This is a genomic window from Luteimonas pelagia, from assembly GCF_054776035.1.
Genome location: NZ_BAAHCG010000002.1, coordinates 271,176 through 287,015, shown reverse-complemented (window position 1 = coordinate 287,015; position 15,840 = coordinate 271,176). Strand labels below are relative to the sequence as shown.

Sequence of the window (15,840 nt, the reverse complement as noted above, 5' to 3'; positions counted from 1 at the left end):
ACCCCATGCCGAAGCGCCTCACCGTGCTCGCCACCGCCCTGCTCGCCGCCATGACCGCCGGCTGCCAGACCGTGGGCACGCCCGCCGCGACGGGGGGCGACACGGTCGTCGCCGAGCCCGCCGAGTCCGCGGCGGATGCCGCGTTCGCCGCGCTGGCCACCCGCTACCTCGACGAAGGCCTGGCGCTGGCCCCCGTGGCCGCGACCGGGATCGGCGACCACCGCTTCGATTCCGAGCTGGACGACTGGAGCGCGGCCGGCCGGGCGCGCATGGCCGCGCTGGCGCGGTCCCTGCTCGCGGGCCTGGACGCGATCGAGCGCGACGCCCTGTCGCGCGAGAACCAGGTCGACGCCCTGATCATGCGCAACGACCTCGAAGGCCGGCTGTGGGAACTGGAGACCTTCGAGAGCTGGGCCTGGGACCCGCAGATGTACAGCGCGCTGGCGGGCGGTGCGATCTACAGCCTGATGGCGCGCGAGTTCGCGCCCCTGCCCGACCGCATGCGCTCGGCCACCGCGCGCATGGAGAAGCTGCCCGTGCTGCTGGCGCAGGCGCGCGCGAACCTCGATCCGGCGCGCGTCCCGCCGACGCACGCGCAGACGGTGGCGAAACAGAACAAGGGCGTGCTCACGCTGATCGACACGTTCATCGTTCCCAACGCGGACGCGCTGTCCGGCGACGAACGAACCCGGCTCGACGCGGCCATCGCCACCACGCGCGCCGCGGTCGAGGAGCACCAGGCCTGGCTCGACGGCACGCTGGTGCCGCACGCCGGCGGCGACTTCCGCATCGGCGCCGCGCTCTATGACCAGAAGCTGCGCTATTCGCTCAATTCCTCGCTGTCGCGGCAGGAGATCCGCCAGCGGGCGGTCGACGAACTGGCGCGCGTGCGCGCGGAGATGTACGACGTCTCGCGCCAGGTGCTGGCCGGTTCGCCGGATGCGCCCGCGATGCCGGACGCCCCGGACGCCACGCAACAGCAGGCGGTGATCGAGGCCGCCCTGGAACGCGCGTACGCCGACAAGCCCGACCGCGACAAGGTGGTGGAGTTCGCCACGCACACGCTGGACGTGGCCACCGGCTTCGTGCGGGAGAAGGACCTGGTCACCGTGCCCGAGGACCCGGTGCGGATCATCCTGATGCCGGAGTTCCAGCGCGGCTTCGCCGTCGCCTACGCGGACTCGCCCGGCCCGCTCGACAAGGGCCTGGACACCTACTACGCGATCTCGCCGATCCCGGAGGACTGGACGGACGCGCAGGTCGACTCGTTCCTGCGCGAGTACAACAAGCGCCTGATCCACGTGCTCACCATCCACGAGGCGATGCCGGGGCATTACCTGGAGGGCGCGCATTCGGCCGACCACCCGTCCGTCCTGCGCGCAGTGCTCCGCTCCGGACCCTTCGCCGAAGGCTGGGCCGTCTACACCGAGCGGATGATGGCCGACGCGGGATACCTGGACCGCGACCCGCTGTTCCGCCTGATGCAGCTCAAGTTCTACGCCCGGGCGGTGGCCAACGCGATCCTCGACCAGGGCGTGCATGTCGAGAACTGGACCAAGGAACAGGCCATGGACCTGATGGTCCGGCAGACCTTCCAGCAGGAGCGCGAAGCCGAGGGCAAGTGGACGCGCGCGCAGTTGTCGTCGGGCCAGCTGGCGACCTACTTCGTCGGCGCGCAGGAACATTTCGACACGCGCGCGGCCTGGGAGGCGAAGCAGGGCGCGGCCTTCGACCTGAAGGACTACCACGACCGCGTGCTGTCCTACGGCGCGCCACCGGTGCGCTTCGTGCGCCAGCTGATGCTGGGCGAGCCGATCCGCTGAGCGGCCCGCCCCGGCCGCCGGCGCGTCGCGCTCAGCGCGCGGCGCGCTGACTGAAGGCCACGCTGCCCAGGATCAGCGCCCCGGCGATCGCCATGGGCACCGTGAGCGGCTCGTCGAGCAGCCACCAGGCCCAGCCGACCGCGAACAGCGGCACCAGGTAGGTCACGCTCACCGCGCGCGCCGGCCCCACGCGCTGCACCAGGCGGTAGTACAGCGCGTACGCCAGCCCGGTGCAGAGCACGCCGAGCGCGAGCGCGGACAGCCACGAGGGCATGGAGACGGCACGCTCCGGCCATTGCCATGCGGCCATGGGCGCGAGCAGCAGCGCCGAGCAGGACAGCGTCGCCGCGGCCACCGCCGCCGGCGGCAGGCCGGCCAGGTGCCGGCGCAGCAGGTGCACGCCGATGCCGTACATGAAGGCCGCCGCGCATCCGGCGGCCACCGCCCAGCCGAGCGTCGCGCCCGCGGTCTTCCCGCCGGTGAGCACGACCACGCCGGCGAAGCCGACCAGCAGCGCGGCGCCGCGGCGCCAGCCGATCGCCTCCGAAAAGAACATGAAGCCGACGAGCGCGGTGAACAGCACCGCGGTGGCATTGGTGATCGCCACGATGCCGGCCGGGGCATGCTGCGAGGCCCACGCGAACAGCGCGAACGGCACCGCCGAGTTGATCGCGCCGATCAGCGCCAGTTTCGGCCAGAGGCCGGGCGCGATCGCGGCCCGGTCGCGCCACAGGAACGGCAGCAGGACGAGCGCGCCGAACGCCAGGCGCAGCTCGGCAAGGGCCATGGTCCCGAACTCGGGCGCGGCGATGCGCTGGAACATGAAGGACGCGCCCCAGATCGCCGCCAGGACCGCCAGCTCGACGGGCGTGAGCCAGGCCTGCACCGGGGCGACCAGGCCCGCGGCGGCATCGGCGGGCACCGGTGCGTTCGGCGTGGTCGCGGGGGTCGCCGCGCGGGGGTCGGCGCTGGGCATGTCGGACTTCCGGACGCGGGGCGGCGCATTGTCTCCCGGCACCCCGGGCGCGCGGTAGTGCGGCGACCGGTTCCGCGGCGGGAATCACCATTCCACGCATGGACGGGCCGGCGGCCGGGACCGGCGGCCGCGCCTCTGCAACACTATGCCGATGCCCCTGACCGACACCGCCCGCGCCCAGCTGCAGATCCACTTCTGCGTGCTGCTCTGGGGCTTCACCGCCATCCTCGGCAAGCTCATCACCCTGCCCGCCCTGCCGCTGGTGTGGTGGCGCATGCTGCTCGTGGTCGCCGCGCTCGCGCTGGTGCCGCGGGTGTGGCGCGGCCTGCGGGCGATGCCGACGCGGCTGCTGTGGGCGTACGTCGGCATCGGGGTGCTCGTCGGCCTGCACTGGCTGACCTTCTACGGCGCCATCAAGCTGGCGAACGCCTCGGTCGCCGCGACCTGCATCGCGCTGGCGACGGTGTTCACCGCGCTGGTCGAACCCTGGCTGGCGAAGACGCGGTTCCGGCCGCGCGACCTGATGCTGGGCATCGCGGTCATCCCGGGCGTGGCCTTCGTGGTGGGCGGCGTACCGGACGAAATGCGGCTGGGCATCGTGGTCGGTGCGCTGTCGGCGCTGTTCGTCGCCTTCTTCGGATCGCTCAACAAGCGGCTGGTGGACACGGTGGGCGACCAGGGCGATCCGCTGACCATCACCGCGATCGAGCTGGCCGCCGGCACCGCCGCGCTGACCCTGCTCGCGCCGCTGATGCCGGCGATCTTCCCGGCCTTCGCCGGTCCGCTGCTGGTCGTCCCGGCGGGCATGGACGCGGTGTACCTGCTGCTGCTCGCGCTCGCCTGCACGCTGTTCCCGTTCGCGTTGTCCCTGGTCGCGCTGCGGCACATGAGCGCGTTCTCGGCGCAGCTGGCGGTGAACCTGGAGCCGGTGTACGCGATCCTGCTGGCGATCGTGCTGCTGGGCGAGCAGCACGAGCTGGCGAACGTGTTCTACGTGGGCGTGGCGATCATCCTGGCCGCGGTGTTCGTGCATCCGCTGCTGGTGCGGCCCCGGCGGCTGGAGCATCCGGAAACGCTGGCCACCTCCGAGGCGAAGGCGATTGTCGACTGAAGCACCCGCATCACGGATGGCGCCTACGGGGCGATCGTCCAAACGTAGGAGCGGGCCTGCGCCCGCGAACGGGCCCGGCCCGCGACACCAGCCACCTGCGCCAAGCGCGCACGTAGGTGCGCTCCTACGGGGAGGCGGGGCCACGGGGCCCTGCAGGCGATCCGCGGGTGGCGCGGTGCGGCGCGCGATGTGGCAGGCTACCGGCCGGGCCTCCGTCCGCCCGTCCCGCCAGCCTGATGTACCTCGCGCACTACGGCCTCGACGCGCCGCCCTTCTCGATCACGCCCGACCCGCGCTTCGTCTTCCTCGGCGAGCGGCACCGGGACGCGCTGGCGCACCTGACCTTCGGCATCGACAAGGGCGGTGGCGGCGGATTCGTGCAGTTGACCGGCGAAGTCGGCACCGGCAAGACCACGCTGTCCCGCCTGCTGCTCGAGCAGTTGCCGGCGGACACCCGCGTGGCGCTGGTGCTCAATCCGCGCCAGGGCCCGGTCGAACTGCTGGAAACGATCTGCGAGGAGCTCCACCTCGACATCGCGGGCCGGCGCGGCAGCAGCAAGGCGCTCGTCGACGCGCTCAACGCCTACCTGCTCCGCGCCTACGCCGATGGCCAGCGCGTGGTGCTGATCATCGACGAGGCACAGGACCTGTCGGTCGATGCGCTCGAGCAGGTGCGCCTGCTGACCAATCTCGAGACCGACACCCAGAAGCTGTTGCAGGTGGTCCTGCTGGGACAGCCGGAACTGCGCGACCTGCTGGCGCGCCCGGACCTGCGCCAGCTCGCGCAGCGCATCACCGCGCGCTTCCACCTCACGCCGCTGGACGCCGACGAGACCGGCGCATACATGCGCCACCGCTTCCGGGTCGCCGGCGGCCAACGGTTCCCGTTCGACGCCCGGGCGGTCAGGTGCGTGCATGCGCGCGCGGGCGGCGTCCCCCGGCTGGTGAACGTGATCGCCGAACGCGCCCTGCTCGCGGGCTATGCGCGCGACCTGGCCACGATCGACGCGCGCACGGTGGACCGTGCCGCGGACGAGGCGCTGGGCGGGCCCCGCGATGTCCGGCCGCCCTGGCGCCTGCGTTCGGCCCTGGCCCTGGCCGGCGTCGCGCTGGTCGCGGCATCCCTCGTGCTGGCGCTGTCCAGGACACGCGGGAACGACGCGACCGCCGCCCCGGGTGCGGTGGACGTGCCGGGAGCGGCGGCGACGGCGCCCGCGACCGCAGCGGTGGCGCCGCCGCCCGCGATCGCCGCCTGGACCGTCGCGGACTTCGAGGAGGTGCTCGCCGGCGTACCCGCGCCCGAACTGGCGTGGCGCGCGCTGCTTGCCCGGTGGGACGCGGACGACGCCCGCGCGCCGCTGCCGCCCGGGCGCGCCTGCATCCCGGTACTCGCGCCGGGCCTGTACTGCGTCCAGGGCCGGGCCTCCGCCGAACGGATCGCGACGCTCGGGCGGCCCGCGCTGCTGGCGATGGACGACACGGCCGATCGCTGGGTGCTGCTCACGGGACTGGACGCGACCCGGGCGCGGGTGCGGCTCGGGGACGCCGAGGGCGAGGTCGAGCGCAGCGTGCTCGAGCGCGCCGGCGCATTGCGCTTCGTCACCGCCTGGCGAGGTCCGCAGGCGCTGGCGCCATGGGCGGACGGTTCGGCCACCGCGCCCACCGGACCCGCGCGCGACTGGATCCTCGCCCGGCTGGGCATGCCCGGCCGGGCGTTGTCGGACGCCGGACTGCGCCAGGCCATCCTGCGCTTCCAGCAGGCCCGCGGCCTGGCCGCGGACGGCATCGCCGGCCCGGAGACGCTGATGGCGCTCGGCGTGGCGGAAGACGGCCCGCGCCTGGCGCGTGAACTCGGGGATCCGCGCTGATGTCGCTGATCCTGGAAGCGCTGCGCAAGTCGGAAGCCGAGCGGCGTCGCGGCGAAGCGCCGGACCTGCAGACCGAACTGCCGCCGGTCGCCAGCCGCCATGCCATCGCGGCGCCGCGCTGGAACCGCGCATGGACGAGCGCTGCGCTGCTGCTGCTCGCGCTGGCCGTTGCGTGGCTTCTCGTGGCGCGTCCGTGGGGCACCGTGCCGTTGGAATCCGCGTCGCCGCCCGACACGGTCGACGTGTCCCCTGCCGCCGGTGCGACCGACACCGCGCCCGTGGCGGACATCGTCATCGCTCCGGGCGCGGGCGAAGTCCGCAGCGTCGCGACGCCGCCCGTCGCCGCCACCGCCGACACCGACGCGGCCGTCGAGCGCGACGCGGACAGGGACACCCGTGCCTCGCCGACCGTCGCCGACGCCGTTGCGGGGGCGTCCGGCCCGTCCACGGTGCCCGCGGCTTCCAGCGTGCGGCCACTCGCGGAGGCCGCGCCAGTCGCGCCCCCGCCTCCGCCAACCGCGACCGGCGCCCCGCTCACGCTCGCCGAGCTGACGCCGGTGCAGCGTCGCGCGCTGCCGCCGCTGAAGGTCAGCATGCACATGTGGTCGGAGGAACCCGCGCGTCGATTCGTGATCGTCGACGGCCAGCGCCTCGGCGAGGGCGATCGCGCCGGCGAACTGGTGGTCGACGCCATCCGGCGCGACGACGTGCTGCTGGCCTGGAACGGCATCCTGCTGCGCTTGTCGCTGCGCTGAGTCCGGGCGATCATCCGTCGCCAATCCAAGGGGGCCTGCACGACATGAGCAACGCGAGTACCGAACACGACGTGGGGCGGCTGGTGCTCCGCGTGGCACTCGGCATCCTGGTGCTGCTGCATGGCATCGCCAAGTTGCGCGGCGGCGCGGGCGGCATCGAGGACATGCTGGAAGCGCGTGGCCTGCCCGGCATGCTCGCGTGGGGCGTCTACATCGGCGAGGTGGTCGCGCCCTTGATGCTGATCGCCGGCTTCCATGCACGGATCGGCGGGACGCTGGTCGCGGTCAACATGCTGTTCGCGATCTGGCTGGCGCACATGGGCGAGATCGGCCGGCTCACGGGCAGCGGGGGCTGGGCGCTGGAGCTGCAGGGCATGTTCCTGTTCTCGGCCATCGCGGTCACGCTGCTCGGACCGGGACGCTTCTCCGCCAACCAGCGCTGAGCACCAGGCTTCACCGCAAGCGCCGATCGCGGGCGTAGGCCCGCTCCTACGGGATCCAGATACCACCACGCGCCCGCCTCCGCGCCGGCGCGACGGCGCGCCGCGGTCGTTCGCGCGCTTCGCGGGCGTAGGCCCGCTCCTACGGGGATTCGATGACCACCGTAGGAGCGCCTCTACAGGCGCGATCACCCGCGGAACCGTCGGTCGCGACGTCCGTGCTTAGGTCGGCGGCCGCTGCGGCCACGCGTCCCGGTCGTGCACGCCGATCGCGGGCGTAGGCCCGCTCCTGCGGGGATCCGATGACCACCGTAGGAGCGCCTCTACAGGCGCGATCACCCGCGGAACCGTCGGTCGCGACGTCCGTGGTTCCGTCGGCGGCCGCTGCGGCCACGCGTCCTGGTCGTTCGCGCACTTCGCGGGCGTAGGCCCGCTCCTACGGAGGTGCGTGCGCGGGTCGTCCATCGCGCCCCCAACCACCGTAGGAGCGCCTCTACAGGCGCGAACCCGCGACTGGCCGACTCGACCGCCACACGCCCGATGTCAACGGCGCGGCGGCCCCTTGCGATGGGGCCTCGCGGCGCGCGGCGGGCGGTCCGCGCCGCCGCCCGCGCTTGCATCACCCGCCAGCGCGATGCGCAGCGGCTGGCCGGCCACGCGCACCTTCTTCAGGTGCATCAGCAGCTCGCGCGGCATGCCCTCGGGCAGGTCGAGCAGCGAATGGTCGTCGTGGATGTCGATGCGGCCGATGTAGCGGCTTTCCAGGTCCGCCTCGTTCGCGATCGCGCCGACGATGTTGCCCGGCTTCACGCCGTGCCGGTGCCCAACTTCGATGCGGTAGGTTTCCATGCCCGCCTCGGGCGCCGCACGCGGCCCCTTGTCGATGCGGCGCTCGCGCGGCGCGGGGCGCTCGCGCGGCGGCCCGTCACCGCGGGGCGCACGCTCGGCCGGCTCCGGACGCGCCCGCTCCGGCGGCAGCAGCAGCGGCGTGCGGCCCTGCAACAGCTTCGCCAGCGCCGCGGCGATGTCGGCCGCCGGAACGTCGTGCTCGCGCTGGTACGCCATCACCAGGTCGCGGTACTGGGCCAGGTCGTCGGTGTCGCCGGCGCCCTGAAGCGTGTCGGTGATGCGGCCGAGGAACTTCGCCACGCGCCGGTCGTTGACCATGTCCACGCTCGGCAGCGCCATCTCGGTGATCGGCTGCCGCGTCGCGCGCTCGATCGCCCGCAGCATGCCCTTCTCGCGCGGGGTCACGAACAGGATCGCCTCGCCGCTGCGCCCCGCCCGGCCCGTGCGGCCGATGCGGTGGACGTAGCTCTCCGTGTCGTACGGGATGTCGTAGTTGAGGACGTGGCTGATGCGCTCCACGTCCAGTCCGCGCGCGGCCACGTCGGTGGCCACCAGCACGTCGATCTCGCCGTCCTTGAGCTGCTGCACCGTGCGCTCGCGCTGGCGCTGGTCGATGTCGCCGTGGATCGCGGCGGCCGCGATGCCGCGCGCGGCGAGCTTGCCGGCCAGTTCCTCGGCGCCGGACTTGGTGCGCGAGAACACGATCATCGCGTCGAACGGCTCGGCCTCCAGTATCCGCGTCAGCGCATCGAGCTTGTGCAGCCCGCGCACGAACCAGTAGCGCTGGCGGATGTTCGCGCCGGTGGTGGTCTTCGCCGCGATGGTCGCCTCGACGGGATCGCGCAGGTAGGTCTGCGCGATGCGCCGGATCGGCGGCGGCATGGTCGCGGAGAACAGCGCGACCTGGCGCGACTCCGGCGTCTTCTGGATGACGGCCTCGACGTCGTCGATGAAGCCCATCCGCAGCATCTCGTCGGCCTCGTCGAGCACCAGCCAGCGCAGGTTCGACAGGTCGAGCGTGCCCTTCCTCAGGTGGTCCACCACGCGCCCCGGGGTGCCCACGACCACGTGCACGCCGCGGCGCAGCGCCGACAGCTGCGGGCCATAGCCCTGCCCGCCGTAGATCGGCAGCACGTGGAAGCCGGGCATGCGCGCGGCGTAGGTCTGGAAGGCCTCGGCGACCTGGATCGCCAGCTCGCGGGTCGGCGCCAGCACCAGCGCCTGCGGGCCGGCCGCCGTGGCGTCGAGCATCGACAGGACCGGCAGCGCGAACGCCGCGGTCTTGCCGGTGCCGGTCTGGGCCTGGCCCAGCACGTCGCGGCCGCCCAGCAGCGCGGGGATGGTCGCGGCCTGGATCGGCGACGGCGACTCGTAGCCGACCGCGGAGACGGCCTCCATCACGGGGGGCGACAGGCCGAGGTCGGCGAAACGCGGCGACGGGGCCGCCTGGCCGGGGACGTCGGTCATGGGGAATCCAGCACGCGGGGGGCGCGTATTGTGCGCGCTCCGGGGTGAACATGCCGCGCGCTTGTGCCCGGGCGCGCCCGTTGCGACGCTGTACGCCCCGTCCGGAGCCCCAAATGCACGCGATCGACTTCAGCCTCGAGGGCCGCCCCTTCGTCGAGCTCAACCAGCTGCTCAAGCTGGTCGGGCTGGTGGACAGCGGCGGCGCCGGCAAGCACCTGGTCGCCGACGGCGGCGTGCGCGTGGACGGCGCGGTGGAATCGCGCAAGACCGCGAAGATCCGCCCCGGGCAGGTGGTCGAGGCGCTGGGCGCGCGGATCGCGGTGCGCGACTGAGCCACCGGGCCGCGGGCGTTAAGATCGGCCTCGCATCCAAGGGGGGACGCCGGTGATGTGGATCGTGCTGATCGTGGTGGCGGCCGTGCTCGCGTGGGCGGTGGCCGCGTACAACCGGCTGGTGCGCCTGCGCAACCAGGTCCGCACGGCCTGGGCGGACATCGACGTGCAGCTGCAGCGACGCCACGACCTGGTGCCGCAGCTCGTCTCGGCGGTGCGCGGCTACGCCGGGCACGAGCAGGCCACGCTGACGGCGGTGACCGAGCTGCGCTCGCAGGCGCTGTCGCTGCGCGATCCGGCGTCGCTGGGCCGGGTCGAGAAGGACCTGGAACAGGCCCTGGGCCGGCTGGTGGCGCTGGTCGAGGCGTATCCCGACCTCAAGGCCAACGAGAACTTCCTCGCGCTGCAGCGCGACCTGGTCGAGGTCGAGGAACACCTGCAGTACGCACGGCGCTTCTACAACGGCGCGGCGCGCGACCTGAACGACACGATCCAGCGCGTGCCCGACGTCGCCGTGGCGCGCGCCTTCGGGTTCGACGAGGCGGATTTCTTCCAGGCCGGCGACGAGGCCGACGCCGCGCCCGCCGTGGGATTCGATCGATGAGCGCCGCGCGCCGTGGACCCGGCCGCTGGCTCGCGCAGGTCGCCGTCGCCCTCGCGTTCGCCCTCGCCGCGGCATGCGCGGTGCAGGCGCAGGAACGGATCCTGCGCTACGACAGCGAGGTCGACATCCGCGCAGGCGGCGGCCTGGACGTCACCGAACACATCACCGTGCGCGCCGAAGGCAACCAGATCCGGCGCGGCATCTACCGCGACTTCCCCACGCGCTACCGCGACCGATTTGGCAACCGCGTGTCGGCCGGGTTCGAGATGGTCGAGGTGCTGCGCGACGGCCGCCCTGAGCCCTGGTTCACCGAACGACGCGGCAATGGCGTGCGCATCAACACCGGCGACGACGGGTTCCTCGACGTGCCCGCCGAGTACACCTACACGCTCCGCTACCGCACCACGCACCAGCTGGGGTTCTTCGAGGACCACGACGAGCTGTACTGGAACGCGATCGGCACCGGCTGGGCGTTCCCGGTGGAGGCTGGCACGGTGGTCGCGCGGTTGCCGGAACCGGTCCCGGTGGACCGCCTCTCCGCCGAGGGCTACACCGGTAGGCAGGGCGCGCGCGGCCAGGCGTACACGGCGGAATTGCCCGCACCCGGCACCGCGCGTTGGACGCTGACCGGACCGCTCGCACCCGGCGAAGGCTTCACCGTGGTGCTGACGTTCCCGAAGGGCGTCGTGACGGCGCCGACCGCCGTCGAGGAGACCGCTCGGCTGCTGTCGGACAACCTCGGCGTGCTCGTCGCGCTGGGGGCGCTCGCCCTGCTGCTGGCCTATTGCATCCGCACGTGGCGGAAGGTCGGGCGCGACCCGGCACCGGGCACGGTGATCGTCCGCTACGACCCACCCGAGGGCCATTCCCCGGCCGGCCTGCGCTACATGAAGCGCATGGGCCACGACACGCGCGCGGTGTCGGCCGACCTGCTGGCGCTCGCGGTCGCGGGGCACGTGGACATCGACCGCGACAAGGGCCTGTTGAAAGACAGGTGGACGTTGCAGCGGCGTCCGGGGGCGGGTGTCGCGGACGATCCCGCGCAACGGGCCCTGTTCGCAGGCCTGTTCGCCGGCGGAGACACGCTCGAGCTCGACGACGCGAACGCACGCACGCTCCAGGCGACGCGACAGGCGCATGCGTCCGGCCTGGCCCGGCGCTACCAGCCGGAGATGTTCCGGTTGAACGGGGGCAAGGTCGGCATCGCGGTCGCGATCGCAGTGGCCGGCGCGGTCCTGGCGGGCGTGACCAGCGGCGGGCATGGCGTGCCGCTGATCCTCGCGGTCGGCGGGCTGATGCTGCTCACGGTGATCGTGTTCGGCTTCGCGGTGCGCGCGCCGACGCCGGAAGGCCGGCGCCTCCTGGACACCATCGAAGGCTTCCGCCGCTACCTGGGCGTCGCCGAGCGCGACGAACTGGCGCGCATGGCCGGGCCGGATGCCGAACCCGTGCTCGACGCCGCGCGCTACGAAGCGCTGCTGCCGTATGCCGTCGCGCTCGAGGTCGAGGATGCGTGGACCCGGCATTTCACCGAGGCGGTCGGCGTGGAGGCGGCCCAGGCCGCGACGCGCGGCATCGGTTGGTACCACGGCACCCGGTTCGACAGCCTGGGGCAACTGGCCGGCGCGGTCGGCAAGACGATGGACGCGCGGATCGCGTCCGCATCGACGCCGCCCGGCAGTTCGTCGGGCAGCGGCGGCGGTGGCTTCTCCGGCGGCGGCGGTGGCGGCGGCGGAGGCGGCGGCCGCTAGCGCAGCCCGCCCTGCCCCGGGCGGTCCGCGTCCGCGCGCGCGTCGGCGTAGCGCTCTTCCAGGCGCACGAGCGCCGCCGCCTGGCTGGGCACGGGGCCGTCCTCCGGGCAACGGTCGTCGGGAAAGCCGTAGCGGTCGCCCAGGCCCGCGGCGCACGCGTTGACCTCGTCCACGCCGCCCTCGACCGTGTTGCAGCGCGCGCGGAACGCGCGGAAGAACGCATCGCGGCGGCGCACGAAGTCCTCGCCGCAGCGGCGCGCGAGCTCGATGCGCTGCAGGTCCTCTTCCGCCGCGTTGCGGCCGGTCAGGCCGAACGCGTCGAGCTCGGAGCCGGTCAGCAGCTTCAGGCCGTGGTTCGGCACCGTGGTCATCAGGTCCGCGATCGTGGCCGACGCACCGTTGCGCTGCAGGTAGTCGCGCATCTCCTGCAGCGTGTCGCGCAGCTCGCGGTCGAGTTCCGCGCGCGACGTCGCCGACGAACCGATGCGCACCATCCGGTGCACGCCGACTCGGCCGGCGACCAGGCGCATGTCGCCGCCGGCGAGCACGAGCACGCACGAACTGTGGCAGACAGCGCCTTCGCGGACCCGGATCGTCCAGCCGCCTTCGGCGATCGCGTCGCCGGAGCGGATCGCGTCCTCGATGTGGCCGCCGGTGGAATCGATGTCCAGCAGGCGCTGGCGGATGCCGGCCTCGTCGGCGACCTCGGCCACCCGCTGCATCAGCGCGGTGAAGTCGTGCTCGATCTTGCCGCGGTAGTGCAGGCGGATCGCCCCGGCGTCCACGCAGGGCACGAGCGCGGCCTCGATGGACTCGCGGTCGAGCGAGACCAGCGGCGAGAGCATCGCGTCGGGATCGGCCGCCGCGGTCCTCGCGCCCGCCTGCGCGGCATGCTCGCCCTCGCCGTTGCTGCCTTCGACCGCCAGCGGGCCGTCCACCGCGTCGCCGTCGCCGCCGCCGCTTTCGCCTTCGGGCGCCGCATCGGCCACGGCATCGCCGGGCGTCGCCGCGTCGTCCGCGGGCGCGTCGCCGGGCGCCGCGGCGCGCGGATCGTCCAGCGCGACGGTGCAGTCGATGCGCGCGGTGCCCGAGGCCAGCGGCACCTCGGACCAGTCGACCACGCCCGCCGGCAGCGCGATGGTGCCCTCGACGGGCTCGCTCGCCACCGCGCCCTCGTCCATCGGCGCGGCCGTCTGCGTGGCCACGTCCGCCGCGGCGTCGTCGCCGTACTGCGCACCACTTTCGACCTCGCGACCGTCGCCACAGGCGACGAGCAGCAGGGCGAAGGTGGTCACGAGGGGAAACTTCGACATCCGGGGTTCCAGGCACGACGGTCGGGCCGCGGACACGCCACGGCGCACGCCAGTCTATTCACGTTCCCCGGCCGGGGACCAAACCGCCGATGAACCGCGCCCGCGCCGCCCTCAGGTGGCGAACGCGACCGCATGGACCGGTGGCAACCGTTCCGGCAACTGGCGCCAGTGGTCGCCCCCGTCCTCGCTCGTCCAGACGCCGCCGGTGGTGGAGCCGAAGGCGAGCCGGTCGCCCGTGGCGTCGATCGCCAGGCCGTGCCGGTAGACCAGGTCGTAGCTGGCGGCGGCCGGCAGGCCTTCGGACAGCACCTCGAAGCTGGCGCCCCGGTCGCGGGTGCGAGCGACCACCAGGCGCCCGTCGACGGGGTAGCGCTTCTCGTCCTTCACCGCCGGGACGAACCACGCCGTCCGGGGGTCGGCGGGATGCACCGCGACCGCGAACCCGAACACCGAGGGGCGGACGGTGTCGATCTCCTCCCACGCGTCCCCGCCCGTGCTCCGGAACACGCCGTTGTGGTGCTGCACCCAGAACTCCTCCGGCATGTCGCGGCACTGGACCATCCGGTGCACGTCCTGGATGCCGGGCTCGCGGGCGCGCTCGGGCGGCATGTATTCCGCGCGCATGCCGTGCGCGCACTGGATCCATTGGCCGCCGGCATCGTCCGTGCGCCACACGCCGCCGGTCGAGACGGCGACGTGGAGGCGATCCGGATCGCGCGGATCCACGCAGATCGAGTGGATGCCGGGCCAGTCGTAGCCGCCGCCGAACCACTCGCCGGCCTCGGCATGGCGCCAGAGGTCGCGGACCAGTACCCAGCTGTCGCCGTGGTCGTCCGAACGGAACAGGCCACCGGGCAGGGTGCCGGCCCACAGCCGCCCACCCTGCGACGGGCCGCCGGGCTCCAGCGACCAGATCTTCTTCAGCGTGGCGGGTTGCGCCGGCTTGCCGTCCCCCAGGTCGACCACGTCGCCGGCGTCGTAGGCCGGCACGGCGCACTCGGACCAGGTCGCCCCGCGGTCCGCGGACCGGTGCAGCTTGGTCCCGAAGTGCCCGAGGTCGAGCGCCGCGTACCATTGGCCGTCGCGCGGGTCGGCCAGCGCCATCGACACGTTGTCGCCGAGGAAGTGCGTCGAGGCGACGCGCCACGGCCCCGCGCCGCGATCGAGCACGAACAGTCCCTTGCGCGTGGACAGCAGCAACGTATCGGCCATGGCGCGTCCCTCAACCCCCGGACAGGGCCTGCATCACGTGGATCTCGGCATCGGGACCCACCGGTTGCGACAGGTCGTGCTTGTCACGCAATGCCCGCCCGTCGACAAACACCGCCACGTGGTGGCGGACCACGCCCTGTTCGTCCAGCACGTACCCGCGGAGCTCGGGATGGGCCGCGAACGCGGCGGCCAGGGCGTCGGCGACGGTCGCCGCCTCCGCGCCGAGGACACGCTCGCCGGACAGCCCACCCGCGCCCGAGCCCGCCTCCGGCGGCAGCCAGCGCGAGAGCGCGGGCGCGAGCACGATCTTCGCCATCCCCGGACCTCCCGTCCTCCCGACGCCCCGCACCCGGGCCAACGCAGGCCCGCGGCGGGGCAGGCCGCCGGTCGTCAGGCCGGCCGGCCGATCCGCCGATGGAACGCCTTCAGCACCTGGTGGACGCCGTAGGCCAGCAGGCCGAGGCCGACGGCGGCCAGCAGCCATCCGCGCTCGAGCATCCGCAGCACTTCGCCGGTGTCCACCGCCTCGCTCGCGTTGTAGTAGCGCCCGGCCCGGAAGACGAACCAGCCGATCGGCAGCAGCACGAGGCCGCGCGCGCCGGTGCCGATGCGGCCGATGGTCCGGGCCCAGCCGCGCGTCGCCGCGTCCGCGCCCTCCATCCTGCGGTTCACGTCGCCCTTCCACGCCTTCACCAGCTGGTGCACGCCGTAGCCCACCACGCCCAGCCCCGCCAGCATCACCAGCCACGTGCCGAACGGCTGCGCGAGCAGCTTCGCGATCCAGATCTCCTGGCCGTCCCCGTCACCGCCCCCCGCGCCCCGCGAAAGGCGCCACGCGGTCCAGCCGAGCGCGCCGTACACCACGGCGGACACCACGTAGAACAGGCGCATGCCGACACGCTTGCCGTCGGCACGACCGGGATGTTCCGGATCGAGGATCGCCTGCACGAGCCGCCAGACGACGTGACCCAGCAGGCCGAGCGCGATCAGCAGCAGGACCAGCCGGCCACCCGGTTCGTCGGCCAGGGTCGCCAGGGCTTCGGTGCTGCCGCGCGGCCCGCCGCCCGCGGTCGCCGCACGCACGGCGATCACGCCGACGATGCCGTAGACGATGCCCTTCGCCGCGTAGCCGATGCGCGCCAGCGGCGGCACCCAGCCGGCGACTTCGCGTGCAGCCTGGCGGGCCGGGCCGGATCCGGGGATGGTGCTCATGGCGTGCCTCCTCGTCGAGAACAGCACCGCGTTGTCGCAACGCCCGCGTGCGACGGGCGTGAACGGTTGCTGCGAGGGCGGCCATCCGGTCGAGTCGAGATGCCCACCCCCAATCCTCCGCGCACGG

The 15,840-nt window shown here is 73.4% G+C and carries 14 protein-coding genes; 8 read left to right on the top strand and 6 right to left on the bottom strand.

Annotated features, from left to right (window positions below):
- Positions 1-5 precede the first annotated feature (5 nt).
- Positions 6-1,823 carry a DUF885 domain-containing protein gene (locus ACYU7H_RS06460; RefSeq protein WP_460813972.1) on the top strand — a complete coding sequence of 606 codons (1,818 nt, stop codon included), beginning with the start codon at positions 6-8 and terminating at the stop codon, positions 1,821-1,823.
- Positions 1,824-1,854: 31 nt separating this feature from the next.
- Here the strand turns inward: ACYU7H_RS06460 and ACYU7H_RS06455 are convergent, their stop codons facing one another.
- Complete coding sequence (locus tag ACYU7H_RS06455) at positions 1,855-2,745, bottom strand: DMT family transporter (RefSeq protein WP_460813970.1); 891 nt, start codon at positions 2,743-2,745, stop codon at positions 1,855-1,857.
- A gap of 205 nt (positions 2,746-2,950) precedes the next feature.
- Here ACYU7H_RS06455 and ACYU7H_RS06450 point away from each other — a divergent pair, with 205 nt between their 5' ends.
- From ACYU7H_RS06450 to ACYU7H_RS06435, 4 genes are all read left to right on the top strand, one after another.
- The gene (locus ACYU7H_RS06450; protein ID WP_460813332.1) at positions 2,951-3,910 is read left to right on the top strand and encodes an EamA family transporter; all 960 of its coding nucleotides are present in this window, start codon (positions 2,951-2,953) and stop codon (positions 3,908-3,910) included.
- 236 nt (positions 3,911-4,146) lie between these two features.
- Positions 4,147-5,778, top strand: a complete 1,632-nt coding sequence (locus ACYU7H_RS06445) for an ExeA family protein (RefSeq protein WP_460813331.1) — start codon at positions 4,147-4,149, stop codon at positions 5,776-5,778.
- Complete coding sequence (locus ACYU7H_RS06440; protein ID WP_460813330.1) at positions 5,778-6,533, top strand: general secretion pathway protein GspB; 756 nt, start codon at positions 5,778-5,780, stop codon at positions 6,531-6,533. Before ACYU7H_RS06445 ends, ACYU7H_RS06440 begins: the two co-directional genes overlap by 1 nt.
- A 44-nt stretch (positions 6,534-6,577) precedes the next feature.
- Positions 6,578-6,976 (top strand): DoxX family protein, encoded by a 399-nt coding sequence (locus ACYU7H_RS06435; RefSeq protein ID WP_460813329.1) that lies wholly within the window; start codon positions 6,578-6,580, stop codon positions 6,974-6,976.
- Positions 6,977-7,516: 540 nt separating this feature from the next.
- On the opposite strand, the gene ACYU7H_RS06430 is transcribed toward ACYU7H_RS06435, so the two are convergent.
- Positions 7,517-9,289 carry a DEAD/DEAH box helicase gene (locus ACYU7H_RS06430; protein WP_460813328.1) on the bottom strand — a complete coding sequence of 591 codons (1,773 nt, stop codon included), beginning with the start codon at positions 9,287-9,289 and terminating at the stop codon, positions 7,517-7,519.
- A 113-nt stretch (positions 9,290-9,402) separates the two neighbouring features.
- On the opposite strand from ACYU7H_RS06430, the gene ACYU7H_RS06425 reads away from it, so the two are divergent.
- Genes ACYU7H_RS06425 through ACYU7H_RS06415 form a run of 3 tightly spaced genes read left to right on the top strand, consistent with a single transcriptional unit; the run spans position 9,403 to position 11,976 of the window.
- Positions 9,403-9,621 (top strand): RNA-binding S4 domain-containing protein, encoded by a 219-nt coding sequence (locus ACYU7H_RS06425; protein ID WP_460813327.1) that lies wholly within the window; start codon positions 9,403-9,405, stop codon positions 9,619-9,621.
- A 55-nt stretch (positions 9,622-9,676) separates the two neighbouring features.
- The gene (locus ACYU7H_RS06420) at positions 9,677-10,225 is read left to right on the top strand and encodes a LemA family protein (RefSeq protein WP_460813326.1); all 549 of its coding nucleotides are present in this window, start codon (positions 9,677-9,679) and stop codon (positions 10,223-10,225) included.
- Positions 10,222-11,976 (top strand): DUF2207 domain-containing protein, encoded by a 1,755-nt coding sequence (locus tag ACYU7H_RS06415; protein ID WP_460813325.1) that lies wholly within the window; start codon positions 10,222-10,224, stop codon positions 11,974-11,976. Before ACYU7H_RS06420 ends, ACYU7H_RS06415 begins: the two co-directional genes overlap by 4 nt.
- On the opposite strand, the gene ACYU7H_RS06410 is transcribed toward ACYU7H_RS06415, so the two are convergent.
- The 4 genes from ACYU7H_RS06410 to ACYU7H_RS06395 form a co-directional block, all read right to left on the bottom strand.
- Positions 11,973-13,289 (bottom strand): hypothetical protein, encoded by a 1,317-nt coding sequence (locus tag ACYU7H_RS06410; RefSeq protein WP_460813324.1) that lies wholly within the window; start codon positions 13,287-13,289, stop codon positions 11,973-11,975. The two genes, ACYU7H_RS06415 and ACYU7H_RS06410, sit on opposite strands and share 4 nt — an antisense overlap.
- A gap of 111 nt (positions 13,290-13,400) precedes the next feature.
- Positions 13,401-14,501 carry a WD40/YVTN/BNR-like repeat-containing protein gene (locus ACYU7H_RS06405; RefSeq protein ID WP_460813323.1) on the bottom strand — a complete coding sequence of 367 codons (1,101 nt, stop codon included), beginning with the start codon at positions 14,499-14,501 and terminating at the stop codon, positions 13,401-13,403.
- Positions 14,502-14,511: 10 nt separating this feature from the next.
- Positions 14,512-14,817, bottom strand: coding sequence for a MoaD/ThiS family protein (locus ACYU7H_RS06400; RefSeq protein ID WP_460813322.1), 306 nt, complete (start codon positions 14,815-14,817; stop codon positions 14,512-14,514).
- 74 nt (positions 14,818-14,891) lie between these two features.
- The gene (locus ACYU7H_RS06395; RefSeq protein ID WP_460813321.1) at positions 14,892-15,713 is read right to left on the bottom strand and encodes a DUF1206 domain-containing protein; all 822 of its coding nucleotides are present in this window, start codon (positions 15,711-15,713) and stop codon (positions 14,892-14,894) included.
- Between the last annotated feature and the right edge of the window lie 127 nt (positions 15,714-15,840).

Coding starts and splice junctions, on each gene's coding strand:
- ACYU7H_RS06460 (WP_460813972.1), top strand. CDS start 6: ATGCCGAAGCGCCTCACCGTGCTCGCCACCGCCCTGCTCGCCGCCATG.
- ACYU7H_RS06395 (WP_460813321.1), bottom strand. CDS start 15,713: ATGAGCACCATCCCCGGATCCGGCCCGGCCCGCCAGGCTGCACGCGAA.
- ACYU7H_RS06420 (WP_460813326.1), top strand. CDS start 9,677: ATGTGGATCGTGCTGATCGTGGTGGCGGCCGTGCTCGCGTGGGCGGTG.
- ACYU7H_RS06405 (WP_460813323.1), bottom strand. CDS start 14,501: ATGGCCGATACGTTGCTGCTGTCCACGCGCAAGGGACTGTTCGTGCTC.
- ACYU7H_RS06425 (WP_460813327.1), top strand. CDS start 9,403: ATGCACGCGATCGACTTCAGCCTCGAGGGCCGCCCCTTCGTCGAGCTC.
- ACYU7H_RS06415 (WP_460813325.1), top strand. CDS start 10,222: ATGAGCGCCGCGCGCCGTGGACCCGGCCGCTGGCTCGCGCAGGTCGCC.
- ACYU7H_RS06410 (WP_460813324.1), bottom strand. CDS start 13,289: ATGTCGAAGTTTCCCCTCGTGACCACCTTCGCCCTGCTGCTCGTCGCC.
- ACYU7H_RS06400 (WP_460813322.1), bottom strand. CDS start 14,817: ATGGCGAAGATCGTGCTCGCGCCCGCGCTCTCGCGCTGGCTGCCGCCG.
- ACYU7H_RS06440 (WP_460813330.1), top strand. CDS start 5,778: ATGTCGCTGATCCTGGAAGCGCTGCGCAAGTCGGAAGCCGAGCGGCGT.
- ACYU7H_RS06450 (WP_460813332.1), top strand. CDS start 2,951: ATGCCCCTGACCGACACCGCCCGCGCCCAGCTGCAGATCCACTTCTGC.
- ACYU7H_RS06445 (WP_460813331.1), top strand. CDS start 4,147: ATGTACCTCGCGCACTACGGCCTCGACGCGCCGCCCTTCTCGATCACG.
- ACYU7H_RS06430 (WP_460813328.1), bottom strand. CDS start 9,289: ATGACCGACGTCCCCGGCCAGGCGGCCCCGTCGCCGCGTTTCGCCGAC.
- ACYU7H_RS06435 (WP_460813329.1), top strand. CDS start 6,578: ATGAGCAACGCGAGTACCGAACACGACGTGGGGCGGCTGGTGCTCCGC.